General features: G+C 47.7%; 12 protein-coding genes. 5 read left to right on the top strand and 7 right to left on the bottom strand.

Annotation, left to right across the window (positions count from 1 at the left end):
- Window position 1 precedes the first annotated feature (1 nt).
- From PY091_RS13900 to PY091_RS13890, 3 genes are all read right to left on the bottom strand, one after another.
- A complete protein-coding gene (locus PY091_RS13900; protein ID WP_275650261.1) occupies window positions 2-1,327 on the bottom strand; it encodes a 4Fe-4S dicluster domain-containing protein in 1,326 nt (441 codons plus the stop codon).
- The gene (locus tag PY091_RS13895; protein WP_275650260.1) at window positions 1,328-2,314 is read right to left on the bottom strand and encodes an MlaD family protein; all 987 of its coding nucleotides are present in this window, start codon (window positions 2,312-2,314) and stop codon (window positions 1,328-1,330) included.
- A 65-nt stretch (window positions 2,315-2,379) separates the two neighbouring features.
- Entirely contained in the window at window positions 2,380-3,588 is a 1,209-nt protein-coding gene (locus tag PY091_RS13890) for an N-acetylmuramoyl-L-alanine amidase family protein (protein WP_275650259.1), read from the bottom strand.
- A gap of 129 nt (window positions 3,589-3,717) precedes the next feature.
- Here PY091_RS13890 and PY091_RS13885 point away from each other — a divergent pair, with 129 nt between their 5' ends.
- Together PY091_RS13885 and PY091_RS13880 are read left to right on the top strand one after the other, a co-directional pair.
- Window positions 3,718-6,414 carry a putative LPS assembly protein LptD gene (locus PY091_RS13885; RefSeq protein ID WP_275650258.1) on the top strand — a complete coding sequence of 899 codons (2,697 nt, stop codon included), beginning with the start codon at window positions 3,718-3,720 and terminating at the stop codon, window positions 6,412-6,414.
- Between the two features lie 45 nt (window positions 6,415-6,459).
- Window positions 6,460-6,840, top strand: a complete 381-nt coding sequence (locus tag PY091_RS13880) for a RidA family protein (protein ID WP_275650257.1) — start codon at window positions 6,460-6,462, stop codon at window positions 6,838-6,840.
- Here the strand turns inward: PY091_RS13880 and PY091_RS13875 are convergent.
- The 4 genes from PY091_RS13875 to PY091_RS13860 form a co-directional block, all read right to left on the bottom strand.
- Complete coding sequence (locus PY091_RS13875; RefSeq protein WP_275650256.1) at window positions 6,833-7,684, bottom strand: N-acetylglucosamine kinase; 852 nt, start codon at window positions 7,682-7,684, stop codon at window positions 6,833-6,835. The two genes, PY091_RS13880 and PY091_RS13875, sit on opposite strands and share 8 nt — an antisense overlap.
- A 69-nt stretch (window positions 7,685-7,753) precedes the next feature.
- The gene (gap, locus tag PY091_RS13870) at window positions 7,754-8,755 is read right to left on the bottom strand and encodes a type I glyceraldehyde-3-phosphate dehydrogenase (RefSeq protein WP_275650255.1); all 1,002 of its coding nucleotides are present in this window, start codon (window positions 8,753-8,755) and stop codon (window positions 7,754-7,756) included.
- Between the two features lie 23 nt (window positions 8,756-8,778).
- Window positions 8,779-9,765, bottom strand: a complete 987-nt coding sequence (gene pfkA / locus PY091_RS13865) for a 6-phosphofructokinase (RefSeq protein ID WP_275650254.1) — start codon at window positions 9,763-9,765, stop codon at window positions 8,779-8,781.
- 144 nt (window positions 9,766-9,909) lie between these two features.
- Window positions 9,910-14,349 (bottom strand): translocation/assembly module TamB domain-containing protein, encoded by a 4,440-nt coding sequence (locus tag PY091_RS13860; RefSeq protein ID WP_275650253.1) that lies wholly within the window; start codon window positions 14,347-14,349, stop codon window positions 9,910-9,912.
- An 83-nt stretch (window positions 14,350-14,432) separates the two neighbouring features.
- Here PY091_RS13860 and tsaD point away from each other — a divergent pair, with 83 nt between their 5' ends.
- From tsaD to PY091_RS13845, 3 genes are all read left to right on the top strand, one after another.
- Window positions 14,433-15,464, top strand: coding sequence for a tRNA (adenosine(37)-N6)-threonylcarbamoyltransferase complex transferase subunit TsaD (gene tsaD, locus PY091_RS13855; RefSeq protein ID WP_275650252.1), 1,032 nt, complete (start codon window positions 14,433-14,435; stop codon window positions 15,462-15,464).
- A 14-nt stretch (window positions 15,465-15,478) separates the two neighbouring features.
- Complete coding sequence (locus tag PY091_RS13850; RefSeq protein WP_275650251.1) at window positions 15,479-16,186, top strand: 16S rRNA (uracil(1498)-N(3))-methyltransferase; 708 nt, start codon at window positions 15,479-15,481, stop codon at window positions 16,184-16,186.
- Between the two features lie 66 nt (window positions 16,187-16,252).
- Window positions 16,253-16,903, top strand: coding sequence for a DUF4159 domain-containing protein (locus PY091_RS13845; protein ID WP_275650250.1), 651 nt, complete (start codon window positions 16,253-16,255; stop codon window positions 16,901-16,903).
- Window positions 16,904-16,906: the final 3 nt, after the last annotated feature.

The following is a 16,906-nucleotide window of genomic DNA, read 5'->3' as shown; positions in this document are numbered from 1 at the left end:
TTTATTCGTTTACCCAGTTTAAACGGTCCATTTGGTTGTAGGGCCAAGGGGCACCGTTATTTTCTATATTGGACATCATATTGTTCAGTTCCATCGGGGCCGCCGATTGTTCCATGACCAGGTACCGGCGCATTTCCACAATAATGGACAAAGGGTCGATGCTTACCGGACAGGCCTGTACACATGCATTGCAGGTGGTACATGCCCAAATCTCCTCATGGCTGATATAGTCCCCCAACAATTGCTTTCCGTCCGGAACGAACTCGCCTTTGTTGGCATCCATGTTCTTGCCCACTTCTTCCAACCTGTCACGGGTATCCATCATGATCTTTCGCGGTGATAGTTTCTTACCGGTCTGATTGGCGGGACACTCTGAGGTACACCTTCCGCATTCGGTACAGGTATAGGCATTGAGCAACTGCACCCAATTGAGGTCCATGACATCCGAAGCCCCGAACTTTTCAGGTTCGGTCGAGGTCTCTTCCGCGGGGGCCGCGAACGGGTCCGCATCGGGGTTCATCATGAGCTTGACCTCATTGGTCACCGATTCCAGGTTATTGAACTGTCCCTGAGGGCGTGTTTTTCCATAAAATGTATTGGGGAACGCCAACAGGATATGTAAATGCTTTGAATAATAGAGATAGTTCAAAAACGCTAAAATACCTATAATGTGAAGCCACCATGCCGTACGTTCCACCAGGATCAATGAGGATTCCGAAAGTCCTTCCAACAACGGGACGATAAACTGGCTCACCGGAAATGCCCCGGCCTTCACATAGTGCTCCGCACCCAGTTGTTGCAACTGAAAATCGGCCGCGTTCATGGTCAGGAACAGGGTCATCAACACCAACTCGATATATAAGATCATATTACCATCGGTCTTGGGCCAGCCCTTCATTTCGGGCTTTATGAAACGCTGTAACCTAATTATGTTCCTACGAATCCAAAAAAGGATGACCGCCACAATGACCAAAAGCGCCAACACCTCAAAGGAGCCTATTAAAAAATTGTATGCGGTTCCCAATGGGGCGAAGAGCCTGTGCGTGCCCAATAGGCCGTCCAGGATAATCTCCAGCACCTCTATATTGATAATGATAAAGCCCACATAAACGATAATGTGCAGAAGACCTGCTACGGGCCTGACGACCATTTTGGTCTGTCCCAAGGCTATCCTGGCCATGTTCCTCCAACGTTGTGGCCGATTGTCGCTTACATCGACATCCTTTCCCAGTTTGATGTTACGGGACAGCTTTTTCACGTTACGGGCAAAAAATCCTATGCCTGCAATAAGAGCGAGTGCAAATACGATATTGGGCAAATATTCCATCTATTGATTTTCTTTTGATTCTGTCGATTTATCCGTTTCGGCCGGATCATTTTCTGGCAGGGTATACTCCTTCTGTTTTTTGCCAAAGACCGATACGTTCACGTAACGTTTCGGGTTGAGCCTGAAATCCTGTAACAAGAGGTCCAGTTCCCGGGATGCGGCTGCCAAATTATTGTACAGGGCATCATCCTTGTGCAGTTTGCCCAGGGAGCCCTCCCCCTGTTCTATTTTGGCAAGGATGCCGTTCAATTTTCCAACGGTGCTCTGGAATTCTGCCAGGGTCCCGCCAAGATCGGCGTTCACCAACGAATCCGAAAGCTTGGAAAAATTGGAGGTGATATGGTTTACGTTCTTCAAGGAGCTGTCCAGTTGCATTTTGTTGTTGGCCAATAGGACGTTCAGGTTGTCCGCACTGCCCTTGAAGGATTTCACCAATTGGTTAAGGGAAGTAATGGTCTCCTGCAATTGCTTTTTGGTGGGGTCGTCCAATATCTGGTTCACGTTCATCAGTAGGGAGTCCGCATTGGATACCGCGCCTTCCACCTTCATCTGGAGCGGGGTGAGCTTTTGTTGTACCAGCTCGGTGATCCCCGGTTTGATCTTGGATTGCAGGGTATCGCCGGACTTGGCCAGCGGTTGTTGATCAAAGACAGGTACGATCTGTATGCCCTTCCCACCGATGATCCCGGTATCAAAAAGTTCGGCTATACTGTTTTGTGAAAATTCGAACTCGTTGTTGACCGTCAAGGTCACCAACAACTGCCCGGAGCCGTCCTTAAAGCCTATATCGGTCACATTGCCCACATTATACCCATTGATGGACACCTTGGTTCCCGGCTGTAGGCCACCGACATTGTCATAAACGGCATAGAAGGTCTTGTTGTTTTCGAATAGCGGAGAGGATTTCAAGTAGCTAAGCCCAAAAATAAAGGCTGCGATTCCAGCCACTACGATAATCCCAGTTTTGATTTCCCTGGATAGTTTCAAAAGATTCGGTTTACAGTTTAAACAAAATTAGGAATTATTTTCACAAGAACGATCTTGGCGCCCTTCTACTTTAATGCAGCGGTCAGCGGCACCCTCGTCCCGTTCTTATAGGCTACGATATATGATGTCGTATAGCCCTTGGCATCGGCATTTTTCTTTAGCTGCTTGGCCCCTTCATAGCTGTCCGCGTTTCCGTACATATAACGGAACAGGTTTTTGTACGGCTCCTTGGAAAGCTGATCCAATCCATTGAAGTTGCCACCGGTCAGGGGAATGTTCTTCCCACTGGCCATCAATTGCACTTTGTAAACGACCCCTGAACCTTTGGGCTTTGCTTTGCCCTCAGCAGCGGCCACTGTCCTTTCGGCCACTTCGGCCACCTGCTCTTGTTTCTTGTCCGTAACGACCTCTTTGGCCTCGGTCTTCTCCTCTTTTATCTCCAGGGCCACCTTGGCATCTTCCACTTTGGGCGTGGATGCGATGGGCGCCGCGGTGAATCCCATATCCTCCTTGTACGCCAATACGGCCTCGGCAATGGCCTTCCCCATTTCGTCCTGGCCCTTTTTGGAGTTCAAATAGCTCCCTTCGTTCTTATTGGTCAAGAATCCGGCTTCCACCAAAACACTGGGCATAAAGGTCTGGTGGAGGACGATAAAACCGGCCTGTTTTACTTTACGGTCCTTTCGCTTGAGCCCTTTTGTAAAATTGTCCTGTAATTTTTTTCCCAGCTGAATACTTTGGTCGAGGAACTCCTCTTGCATGATGGTAAGCCCGATAACCGATTCCGGTGAGTTGATATCATATTCGGCATAGCGCTGTTCGTAGTCATCCTCCAGATAGATCACGGAGTTTTCCTTTTTGGCGACCTCGAAGTTTTGTCGATTGGCGTGCAGTCCAAGTACATAGGTCTCCGTACCATAGGCATCTGAATTGTGTGCGTTGCAGTGGACCGATACGAAAAGGTCCGCATTGGCCTGGTTGGCGATCTCCCCTCTGGCGAATAGATCCACGAAGGTATCGTCGTTCCTGGTATAGACCACTTTGATGTCCGGGTGCTTCTCCAGCTCCCTGCCCACCTTTAGGACAATGGCAAGGGCGATCTCTTTCTCCAGATACCCGTTTCCTATGTTCCCCGGGTCGTGTCCACCGTGCCCTGCATCCAGTACCACCACGAATTTATCCTTTGGCAATACCTCGGTATCATTTTTGTTGAACGAGGCCAAAGGGAGGACCAGAAATAGAAAAACTAAAAATGCGAACCGGCTTTTATTCATAAGAACTGAGTAATTATAGTGTTCCTAATTGGTTAAAAATATTGTAATCCCCAATTAGTAGAACAAAAAATATATGTAAGTTTGACCCCAAAAACTGGGCCGACTAGCACAAAAATAGGATTTATCACGTTGCAACCAAATAAACATCTTTTACTTTTCCTATTTGTTCTTCTTTGTGGCATCGCTACCTTAAGTGCTCAGGAAGATCCAATTACGCCTTTGCCCATAAAGGCCATCAAGGATACGATTTTCGCTCCCTTGCTCCCTCCCAACATACTCAATGACACCATCAAGACCGATTCCGTCCAGAAGGACACGGTACCAAAAAAACAGCCTTTGCTCTTGGACAAAATAGAATATAAGGCAAAGGATTACGTAAAGCTCAGTCAAAAGGACAACAAGATCTATCTCTATGACGAGGCCGAGATCTATTATCAGGATACGGAACTCAAGGCTGGGGTCATTGTTATGGACTACGTAAAGAACGAGGTTTATGCGGGCAGGATGAAGGACTCCTTGGGGAATTACTCCCAATTGCCCTTTTTCAAACAAGGGGACAACGAAGTGCGACCGGACTCGATACGTTTTAACTTTGATACCCAGAAGGCCCTGATATGGAATTCCAGAACGGAACAACAGGCCGGTTTGGGACAATTGGGCAACGACGCAATGAAAGTCTATGCCGAAAGAACGAAAAAGGAGAACGATTCGGTCTACTTTCTGAGCGAGGGCAAGCTGACCACCTCCAACGATACGGTCAATCCCGATTATTACATCCGCGTCAGGAAGGCCAAGTTCGTGCCCAAGAAAAAAATCATTGCCGGGTACAGTAATATGTACATCATGGACGTACCCACGCCCATAGCACTCCCCTTTGCCTATTTCCCCTTAACGGGCGGACGGGCACCGGGCATTCTCTTCCCCACTTTCGGTAACGACCCCAGAAGGGGCTATTTTATCCAAAACGGGGGATATTACCTGCCCATCAGTGATTATGTCGACCTTAGTGTGACCGGGGATTACTATACCAACGGAAGTTATGGGCTGCAAGGTAGGTCCGTATACACCAAGCGTTACAAGTTCAATGGGAACATCAATATAAGCTACGAGAACCTGGTTACCAGTCAAAGGGGTTTTGACGATTACAGTCGAACGAGCAATTACAATATCCGGATATCCCACTCACAAGACGCCAAGGCAAGCCCCAATTCGCGTTTTTCGGCCTCGGTGAACCTCGGTTCCAGTCAATATTACACGAACTCCCTGAACCAGGTCAACCGAAACAATTCACAGACCAACACCTTTGCCTCCTCCATCAGTTATTCCAAAACATTTCCGGCCTATCCTTCCGTGAACACCAGCTTGACGGTAAGCCACACACAGAACTCCAGGACACAGACCATAAATATGTCCCTGCCCACCTTCCAGGCGAGCATGGAGCGTATCTATCCCTTCGTAAAGCGTGACGCGGTCAAAAAAGGGATTTTTGAGAACATCAATTTTCAATATGATGTGAATGCCCAGAACAGCATTACCACTACGGAGGAGAACTTTTTCAAGAGCGGGATGTTCGATGAGGCCAGAATAGGCGCACGACACCGGATTCCCATAGCGACCAACTTCAAACTGGCCAAATACCTCAGTGTCAGTCTAAGTGGAAATTATGAGGATATCTGGACCATGGAGACCATCAGACGTCAATACAATTCCGAGACCGAAGAGGTGGTGACCGATACCATAGCGGGTTTCGACCGATTCAACCGGTATAGCATGGGAACCAGTATCGGGACGACCATGTATGGAACATGGAACTTCGGTGAGGACAAGAAAATCCAGGCACTTCGCCATGTGATCCGTCCTTCGATCAGTTATAGCTACACCCCATCCTTCGAACAATTCTATGAAAGTTATACCGATGCGGATGGTGAAGAGGTCGAGTATACGCCTTATGAGACAAGCATCTATGGCAGGCCTTCGCTGAATAAAGGAAGTTCGTTGAGCTTTTCCCTCCAGAACTCATTGGAAGCAAAGGTTCGGGACAAGGATTCCACGGCCACGGAGCCGAGAAAGGTCAAGATCTTAAGCAACCTTACCTTCAATGCCAGCTACAACTTGGAGGCGGATTCCCTAAAATTGAGCCCCATCAGTATGAGCGGGGCCACGGAGATCATAAAGAACGTTCCCATCAACTTTGCCGCCACCTTCGACCCTTACGCCATCGATAACAACGGGAGGCGGATCAATACCCTGAACATCAACAACGGGGGCGGTATCGCCCGATTGACCTCCGCTAGGATCAATACGAGTTTCTCCCTGAACAGCGAAATGTTCCAAAAAGGCGGCGCCAAAGAAAAAACGGACGAGAAAAAGCAGTCGGACTTTAGTGACAACCCCTTTGCCATGGACGATGTCAGAGGTGCTGGCGCTGGTTTTAACCGAGGAAGAAGGGGCAGTAGTCGAGACAACGATCGGAAACCCGATGAGGACAGGCCCATATACAACAATAAATTACCATGGGATGCCCGTTTCACCTATGTAGCTTCTTACAACAACAGTAACCGACAAAGTGAGATTACCAACCATTCCCTGATGTTCTCGGGCAATATTCAGCTGACCCCCAAATGGGAAGTGGGCTTTAACTCCGGATACGACCTAAAGGACAAAGGGTTTACCGATACGCGTTTCGCCTTTAAGCGGGATTTGGGAAGTTTCAGGTTGAGTTTTGACTGGACCCCTTTCGGAAGATTTGAACGTTGGTATTTCTTTATCGGGATCAAGAGTTCCATCTTGAGCGATATCAAATGGGAAAATAGAAGCCAGCGCTAAAAGTATCGGGTATATTTTTTACCTTTTAACCCCTAAAAACATAAGATGAAAAAAATAATCAATACCCCAAAGGCCCCTGCGCCCATTGGACCCTACAACCAAGCCGTACTGATCAAGGACACCCTTTACATCTCCGGACAGATCCCGATCGACCCGGCTACCGGAAACCTTGTGGAAGGTGATATCCAGCAGGAGACCCGACAGTCCATGGAAAATCTAAAAGCTATATTGGAAGAGGCCGGAATGACCTTTGAGCACGTGATCAAGTCTTCCATATTCATCAAGGATATGCACCAATTTGCACAGATCAATGAGGTTTATGGCACATATTTCGATGCCGAAACTGCCCCGGCAAGGGAAACTGTGGAAGTAGCGAACCTACCAAAGTTCGTCAACGTGGAAATATCGATGATCGCGGTTAAATAGTCTCACGGTGGAATTCCACCAGGCCTTCGATGGGCCTACGACGGATAACCCCCAGTATAAGATCGTTGCGTTCCAGGCAAGCGGTAAGCTCGTCCCTTAAGAAATGGGCGATGCTCCCTACAAAACTGACCGGTACCTTGGTGGCCAGTTCGTACTGCATAATGTAATTGTTGACAAACTGCTGCAGTCCTTTTTCAATGACGCCCTTACAATAGGGATGTTCCTTGTTCTCGATGATAAATCGGGCAAAGGTCGCCAAATAGGTATTTGGGTTGGGCTGTTTGTAAAGGTGTTCCTTGATGACATCGGCATCCAGGTCATATTCCTTGGCAAACTTCATTCCAAGGTCCTGCGGCATTTTGTGGAAGTAATAATCCCGGATCAGTTTACGGCCAAAGAAATTTCCGCTACCATCATCCATTAGGATATAGCCCAAGGAAGTTACCTTCTGTATCAATTGGTGGCCATCATAATAACTACAATTGGAACCCGTTCCCAAGATACATACGATGCCCTGCCTACCGATCTTTGTAGTGGAATAGATCGCGGCATAGGTATCCTCTCTTACCTCTGCTTTGGCATTGGGGAAAAAGTCCTTGAAAATGGCCTTTAAAAAATTCTTCATCCTATCGGTACCACATCCGGCACCATAGAAATATAACTGACGTACGTCCTCTCTGTTCTTGGATAGTTCAAAGTTGTTGGCCAACCTATCTTCAATCACTTCTTTGGTAAGTACCTCTGGGCTCAATCCCAAGGTTTGGGTCACGAACAATTGTTCCCCTTTTTCATCCAGGGCGATCCAATCCGATTTGGTGGCACCACTATCTACGATCAATACCATACGTCGCTATTTTATATTGAGATCCTGAAGGGAATTACCCCTTCAGGACCTTAATTTATGGAATAAAATTTATAGGCTGGCTGCGTGCAATGCCAATTCGATCAATTTGTTGGAGTAACCGGTCTCGTTATCGTACCAAGATACTACTTTGAAGAATTTGGAATTCAATTCGATCCCGGCATCGGCATCAAAGATGGATGTTCTCACATCACCGACAAAATCCTGGGAAACCACCAATTCCTCGGTATAGCCCAAAACGCCGGCCAACTCACCTTCGGAAGCGGCTTTCATAGCAGCTTTGATCCCTTCGTAAGAAGTCTCTTTTTCCAATTTCACGGTAAGATCCACTACGGAAACATCAGCAGTGGGCACCCTAAACGCCATACCTGTGAGTTTACCTTCCAATGAAGGAATTACCTTGGTCACCGCTTTGGCCGCACCAGTGGATGCAGGAATAATGTTCAAAAGGGCACTTCTACCCCCTCTGTAATCCTTTCTTGATGGACCATCGACTGTCAACTGGGTAGCAGTAGTGGCGTGAACGGTGGTCATCAATGCCTCTGCAATACCGAACTCATCGTTTAGTACCTTGGCAATCGGGGCCAAACAGTTAGTGGTACATGATGCATTGGAAATAATGGTATCCGTGGCTTTTACATCCTTATGGTTAACACCCATTACAAACATTGGTGCATCTTTGGATGGAGCGGAAATAACTACCTTTTTGGCACCGCCATCGATGTGGCTCTGTGCCATGTCCAAAGTGGTAAAGATACCTGTACATTCCGCAACGATCTCTGCACCGACTTCGTCCCATTTCAAGTTTTTGGGATCACGCTCGGCAGTAATCCTGATCGTGTTGCCATTCACCACTAGATTCCCATCCTTTACCTCAACGGTTCCATCGAAGTTTCCGTGTACCGAATCATACTTTAACAAGTAGGCGAGATGTTCAACATCCAACAAATCGTTGATTGCCACAACATCCACATCACCTCTTTTTACGGTGGCCCTAAATACCAACCTTCCAATTCTACCGAATCCGTTAATTCCTATTTTCAAATTTGACATGATCTTGTTTTTTGTGTTTAAAATTAAGTTGTCATTATATCAGAAACTCTAATGAGTTCTTCGTCGATTTCTGTGTGCGCCTTAATGGCCTCGGCCAATGGGGTAAGCACCAATTTGGTATCCCTGATACCTACCATTAGATTGGTCTTGCCCTCCAAGATGCTTTCCACGGCCTTAACGCCCATTCTACTGGCGAGCACACGGTCGAAACAGGTCGGGTTGCCCCCACGCTGCATATGCCCCAATACGGACACCCTTACATCATAGATGGGCAAATGCTCCTCTACGTATTCCTTGAGTTCAAAAACGTTCTTACCAATTTTATCCCCTTCGGCAACGATGACGATACTGGATGATTTTCCAGAGGCCTTACTGCGCTTCAAGGAATCCAACAAACGTTCCAATCCCAGGTTCTGTTCCGGGATCAATATTTCCTCGGCACCGGCTCCTACACCTGCATTAAGGGCGATATGGCCCACATCCCTTCCCATGACCTCAACAAAGAACAATCGGTTGTGGGAACTTGCCGTATCGCGTATTTTATCGATGACGTCCACAACGGTATTGATCGCGGTATCGAATCCTATGGTAAAAGAAGAGCCCAAAATATCGTTATCGATGGTACCGGGAATCCCGATCACCGGAAAATCATATTCTTCGGTGAACAAAAGGGCTCCCGTAAAGCTTCCGTTCCCTCCGATCACCACAAAGGCCTCAATGCCTTCCTTGGTCAATTGGTCGTATGCTTTCTTCCTTCCTTGCGCCGTTCTGAACTCGTCACATCTGGCGGACTTTAAAATGGTCCCCCCTTTATTGATGATATTGTTCACACTACGTGCATCCAAGGTCTTGAAATCCCCTTCGATCATCCCTTGATACCCCCTGTAGATACCGACACATTCAATATTCAGATAGGCACAGGTACGGACCACGGAACGAATGGCGGCATTCATTCCGGGAGAGTCTCCTCCAGAGGTAAAAACCGCTATTTTTTTAATTTTTGAAGCCATTCAATTTTTTAAGAGATCAAAACTAGGAAACTTTATTCAAATTTTGAATGTCTTAATAATTTATTTGTTTTGACGGGCTTTCTCAAACGTTTTCGTAATAAATTAATGTAAAAACTCTTAAAAATATAAATTTAATAGAAGTGATTATGGGCGATTTATGGGCTTTTCTGAAAAACGGATCAGGCTATCCTTGCCCATGACCTGGGAGGCTTGTTTTCTTGGGTCGGTTTCCGCTTCTTTTTCCGGTTTTTCCTGTTTATTGAAGACCTTTTGCATCAATTCCCGGAAACTATCGAAATCCACTTGATAGGACAATCCCACCCCTTGGGTATATCCTTGGCGTTCGGCCAAAAATTGTTGTATCTGGTTTTCCCTGTTAAAGATCTTTGCACTTAAGGTCCCCTGGTCGTTCAACAGCACCTGGACCTCAACATCGCCGGCCACCACGGTTTCGGAAACGCCCCCTACGGGAACCCCCACCCTTCCGTTGACCAGTATCCTGTCCGATAATTGCGTGGATACGGTCACCCCGATACGGTCCTCCGTGGCGATATCCGCATTGGGGTCATTGTACCCTTGTTCATAGGAGACCCCAAAATTAAGCTTATCGTTGTTCCCCGATAATATTTGGTTAAAAAGTCCTGAAGCTGTCTGGATCAGGTTTCCCGTAACGGCCTGTTGATTGATCCCCCCGGACTGTGGATTCACAAAAGTACCTTGAGCCAAAAGGAAAAAGGCATTCCGTTCTTTGATCGTTGGATCCTGCAAACGGTATTCCAGTTCGGACTGCACCACGGAATTGGTCCCCGGGAATTCAATACCGAAATCGATGTTCGGACTTTCCAGTTCCCCTGTCAACCTGACCACCACTTCGGTTGGTATCCTTCCGGTATAGCCGGCATTGTCCAACAATGGGGCCGGGTTGGCGTTCAGTGAATATACGGCCTCCAGGTTCAATTGCGCTGCCAAGGGGTCACGCTCCCAAAGGATGGTCCCTTCCGGACGTACCTTGAATTTTTTATCGATCACCCCCCCGTACTTAAAATTGTATTCACCGGAGACCACGACAAAGTCCCCGTACATATTGAACTTACCGTTGGTATTGATCTCGATCAACAAGATGCCTTCCCCAGTCCCCTTCAAGGAGCTTCCCGTATCCTGATCTACAACGATCTCCACTTCCGCATCCCGTGTCACGGCAAGGTCGAACTTCATCTCCAATCCCTGATATTCTTCCAAAACACGTTCCTCTTCCAGGGAGCCCGATTGTCCCTTCTCCAAAAAGTTGATAAAGGAATAGTCCCCTACACTGGTGACATCGCTCAGGGGTATCTTTAAGGAAGAGCCGGCCGCCGTGGTGGCATCCACCGATATGGTCAGTGCATCGACCGGTCCATAAATACTGCCCGTTCCATTGATAAAGCCCGTTCCGTAGTAGAGGGATTCCTCATCATATTCCGTGTTCAAGATCATAAAGCGGTCGTTGCGGGTATCCACATCAAGGCCCATATACCAATCGTCAAACCCCGTATGGCTTATGGTACCGTCCAAGATCGCCGTGGTGCCCTCCTCTACGTCCGACAATTCCACATTTTCAAAATAAAAGGTCTGATCGAACAGCCGCACCTGTGATCTTGGGGCGAAATCGTAATCCACGTTCAGATAGGGTATACCGATGCCCGCTTCGTTAAGGGTCAGCAGTCCATTGATCGAGGGATTGTTCACATCCCCCGATATGGTGGCATCCCCGCTGACAAAGCCCCTAATGTTCGAAATTATGTCCTCGCCCAAAGGTTTGAACGGTTCCAGGGCCAGATCGGAAAAATGGGCCTGAAGGTCCAGTTCCTGCTTTTCATCGATATTGGTGACCTTCCCGTTAATGCTCATCCGCTCCTTGCCCCGATCATTGAGCCAGGTGCTCACCCCAAATTCCGTAAGGTCGTTATTTCCGTATATACCGACTTCAAGATTGCCCATGCGCATATCGTTCACCTTGAAGTTCTTGATGTTCAGGCTGGATGTGGGCAGGTAATTTCCATCTTTCTGCAGGATATTGAGGAACCCGTCCACTTCCCCATCCATTTTTAGGCTATCGATGGCCGGGGTGATCTTCTCCAGGGATACCAATTTAAACTGCAGGTCCAGGTCCTTGTAGGTGGAATCGGCAAACTCTCCCCGCAATCGGATCTGCTCCTCATTGTTATTGTCCATGACCACATCCTCTATACGGATGCTGTCCAGGTTGCTGTTGAAGATGACCTTGTTCTTGCTGTTTCCGTCCTTGTTCAGCACCCAGGTGTTCCCTTTAAAACTGACATCCGATTTCTTCAAGCCGATTACCGATCGGTTGTTCTCGTTAAAGGTGTGATAGAAATTGAGGTTATAACTGTCATTATACTCGCTGCCCCCTTTGAACTCCGTTCTGAAGAACAGGGTATCCTGAAGGGTGGTATTGATCAAATTGAAATCCTTGATATCATAATATACCGTGGACATGTCCTCCACGGATACGAAGGTGTTGAAGAGGGGGTTCTTGTTGTCGATCTTCAGTTCTATATTATCGAAGGTATTGCCAAAGGCCTCGATGCTGGGCGATTTAAAGGTCAGCTTAAAATCACTCTGGTCCGCCTGTATCGACCCACGGATAAAGGTATTGGGATCAAAAGCCATTTCGGGGACAAACACATCCACGATCTTATTGTAGATCTTGAAGTTGAAGTCCACATACTGTCCCTTGGATATTTCAAAGGGTTGGTAGTTCGTATAGATACTTCCCACGGAGTTCTGCACCAAACGCCCCAGTTCGTTGACCTTGAAGCTTCCCCGCATATATCCGGTTATAATGTCGGGTGAATTGATCTCGATGGTACGGATGGTATCCCTTTCAAAAGAAGAGGTAACGTTGAAATCCTCGAAATAATAGGTATCGTTGATGTTCTGATAGGTCGTATTGGTAAATTGGAGCTCACCCGCCATGTCGTCCAGGGTATTGCCCTCGATATCCATATCGATATGTCCTTTGAAAATGGAAATACTATCGTTGATGAAATTGAGCTTCTTCAGATCGGCATAGTCCACGGCGGCAACGAAGTTGAACTTGTTCTGTTGTGCCCCGAAATTGGCCAGTCCCTGGAAATCGAACCTAAAGTTATCGTCATTGCACAAAAGGATACCGTCGAAAAGCTGGTTCCGCAATATTCCCTTGACCTTTATCTTGTTGTATTCGTAATCGTTGAAGTCGAATTTGTAAACGTCACCGGAGACCTCTGTGTTCAGGCTCTCCGCGACAAAACCTTTGCCCTCGACGTTCATGTCCATGGAAGCCAGTCCCAGATCGTCGTTATCGATGAACTCACCCAGGTTAAAGTCGATCAGTGAAATGAACCCGATATAGGAAGCATCTTCAATGGTCTGCACATTGGTCATTTGCAGGTCGACATAACTATCGCCCACGGCGGTGTTCAGGTTAACGGTCACATCGATGGAGGTCTCCGTGATCTCCGTATCACCACGGACGGTAAATTGCCCCAGTTTCTGGACCGATTCGGGAATGTTCCTCCCCAGGATATCCGGCAGGATACTCCTGAGCTGATAATAACTGGAGGTCAGGTTGTCTATTTCTCCTCGGAGCACGAAAGGTGCCTGTTCACTGAACATATTGTCGAACCTAAAGTCGCCCCGGATCCCCGTGTTATCGGTAAAAAGAAAGAGGTTGTCCACTTGAAGCTGGTTGAGCACTCCACTGAAATCACCGGTAAAGGTCACCGTTTTGTCCTGGCCGAACTCATTGTAAAAGGCATTCACCTCGTTAAGGGCCACGGAGGATTCCGTGAAATTGGCCTCGATCTGGACCAGATCGATAAAATCGGCGAGGTCCTCCCGATTATAATTGAACACCAGGTTACCTTTGAGCTCGGATTGTTCCGTATCAATCAGGAGCGAATCAAAACGCATCTGTTCCGTGGTATAGGCAAATTCAGTGGACAATTTTTTAAGGCGTATGCCCCTTTTGGCCAAGGTGGACAGTTGCTCGATCTTTAAGGAAACATTGGGCCCCTCAATAAGAAAGTTACTGGCCAGGATATCGATTTCGGAAAAATTGAGGGTTTCGGGCGCTTCCAGGTTTTCATCGATCAACCGAAATTTCCCGTCATGGATCTCGATCCCGTCCGAGGTCATCAAAAATGCCGGGGTGCCGGGTGCCCGTGGTTGCCCATCGTCCAGTTTGTCGACAAAGACATCGAGGTTGGTCTGCGTCTCCCCTTCATAGGTCTTTAAGTTAAAGACAAGCCCGTCCAGCTCCATATCACCGAACTCCATGCTATTGTTGGCCATGTTCCTCAGATTGAGAATGGAGGTGCTCAGTTTATGGATATAGATCAGGGTATCCTTTTTATAGTCCTCCACATATACCCCTTTGATGTCCGCATTCAGGTTGAACAGGGACATGCTCACCCTATCGATCTGGATATTTGTACCGAACTCCTCGTTCAAGGTATCCGTGGCATATTTGCCCAATTTGGTCTGTACCGCGGGCAGGGAAAGCACCAAGGAACCCAATACCAGGATCAGGATGATGGCCAAAAGAAAACGTAACAGTATTTTGCGGAGTTTTTTGATAGGGCTTTATGTTTTACCTTTGACGATCAATTTTTGTTCCAAAACCAGTGGAAAATCCAAAAAAATACATTCTTGCAATCGAATCATCTTGCGATGACACCTCTGCCGCCGTACTTTGCAATACAAAGGTACTGAGCAATGTGGTAGCAACGCAAGAAATCCACAAGCAATATGGAGGTGTGGTACCAGAGCTGGCCTCAAGGGCACATCAACAAAATATTGTACCCGTGGTGCACCAAGCCTTGGCCAAGGCAAATATCGACAAAAATCAACTATCCGCCATAGCCTTTACAAGAGGGCCGGGACTTATGGGTTCCTTGTTGGTGGGAACCTCTTTTGCCAAGTCCCTGGCATTGGGTCTCCATGTACCGCTGATAGCGGTAAACCATATGGAGGCGCATATCCTCGCGCACTTTATCGATGACAAGGACCAAAGTGCCCCCGCCTTCCCGTTTTTGGCCATGACCATCAGTGGGGGACACACACAGATCGTAAAGGTCACCGACCATTTTAAGATGGAGGTATTGGGGGAGACCTTGGACGATGCCGTGGGGGAAGCCTTTGACAAAAGCGCCAAACTCATGGGGCTGCCCTACCCTGGCGGACCGCTGATCGACAAGTATGCCAAGCTTGGAAATCCCGGTGCCTACCCTTTTCCCAAACCCAAAGTGGACGGTCTGGATTTCAGCTTCAGCGGTCTAAAGACGAGCATCCTTTATTTTCTCAATCGGGAGACCCAAAAGGATCCAGGGTTTGTGTCCCAAAACATCAATGATATTTGTGCTTCGGTGCAGTTCACCATTTTGGAAATACTGATGGACAAGCTCCAATTGGCCGTGGAACAAACGGGCATCAAGCGCATTGCCATCGGCGGAGGTGTAGCGGCAAATTCTGGGATCCGGCAGCGATTGGTGGACGCAGAGGAAAAATTGGGCTGGCAAACCTTTATTCCTAAATTTGAATATTGCACGGACAACGCCGCCATGATCGGTATCGTGGGATACCTGAAATACGAAAAGGGCGAGTTCACGGACCAAAGTATAGCGGCAAAGGCCCGTTATGCCATTGGGTCCGAATAATTAAAATCTTAGCTATGCAACTTTTTTACAACCCATCATTGGACTACAGTGCCAAACAATTTATTTTTCCTCCGGACGAGAGCAAACATATGGTACGGGTGTTACGGAAATCCGAAGGGGACATCGTGCACATCACCAATGGCAAGGGCTACCTGTTCGAGGCCGAGATCATGGAGGCGGACCCAAAAAAGTGCAGGGCACGCATTGTCTCCGAAAAAAAGTCCATTCCCAAACGATATAAGCTCCACATGGTCGTGGCCCCCACCAAAATGAACGATCGTTACGAATGGTTCTTGGAAAAGGCCACCGAAATCGGGGTCGACGAGATCACGCCCATTATCTGTGACCATTCAGAACGCAAAACCTTAAAGCTCGATCGGATGGAACGCGTATTACAGGCGGCCATGAAACAATCCCTGCAAACGGTATTGCCCCAATTGAACCCACCCATTTCCATCAAGGAATTTTTGGAAACCGGAACTGAACCGGGACTGCGGTTCATCGCCCATTGCCAGAACGGGGAAAAAATGGAATTGAAGCGCAAGGTGATCGCCGACAACGACATCACGATCCTTATCGGTCCCGAAGGCGACTTTTCGGACGATGAGATCGATATGGCAAAGGACAAGGGATATACCCCCATTGCCCTGGGAAGAAATCGCCTGCGCACGGAAACCGCTGCCATTGTCGCCTGCACAACAGTGGCCATGATCAACAACTAATCGGTCTTGTTGCGCAATGTTTACCATGGATTACCTATTTTTGATGGGCAGGTCAAGCCACCCTTCATGAAAAAACAATTGTTTTTAATGGGCACACTGCTCTGTTTTGCAGTGACTGCCACAACAGCCCAACAGATTGCCGTACTCAAATACGGTGGTGGCGGGGATTGGTATTCCAATCCAACGGCATTGCCCAACTTGATCCGGTTCTGCAATGCACAGATAGGCACCAAGATCGACCCTGAGCCCGAAACTGTGGAGGCGGGCAGTGTTTCCCTGTTCAAATATCCCTTTTTGCACATGACCGGGCACGGCAACGTTTTTTTCAACGAAGGGGAAGTACAAAATTTAAGGACCTATCTCCTTTCCGGGGGGTTTCTCCATATTGATGACAACTATGGCATGGAGCCTTATCTAAAGCGGGAATTGGCAAAAGTGTTCCCGGATAGGCAGTTGGAGGAACTGGGCACGGACCACCCGATATTTTCCCAAAAATTCAATTTTCCGGACGGTCTTCCCAAGATACATGAGCACGATGGAAAAAGGCCCCAGGCCCTTGGTATATTCGATAAGGGAAGGCTGGTATTGTTGTACACCTATGAATGCGACCTTGGTGACGGCTGGGAGGACCCCAGTGTGCACAACGATCCCGAAGAGGTCCGTACCAAGGCCCTGCAAATGGGATCCAATATTGTGGAATTTGCTTTTAAAAGTTGATCA

It is taken from the genome of Flagellimonas okinawensis (genome assembly GCF_029194005.1).
In the GTDB taxonomy this organism is placed as follows: domain Bacteria; phylum Bacteroidota; class Bacteroidia; order Flavobacteriales; family Flavobacteriaceae; genus Flagellimonas; species Flagellimonas okinawensis.
The sequence above is the reverse complement of the archived record's forward strand: the minus strand, read 5'-3'. Positions and strand labels throughout refer to the sequence as shown.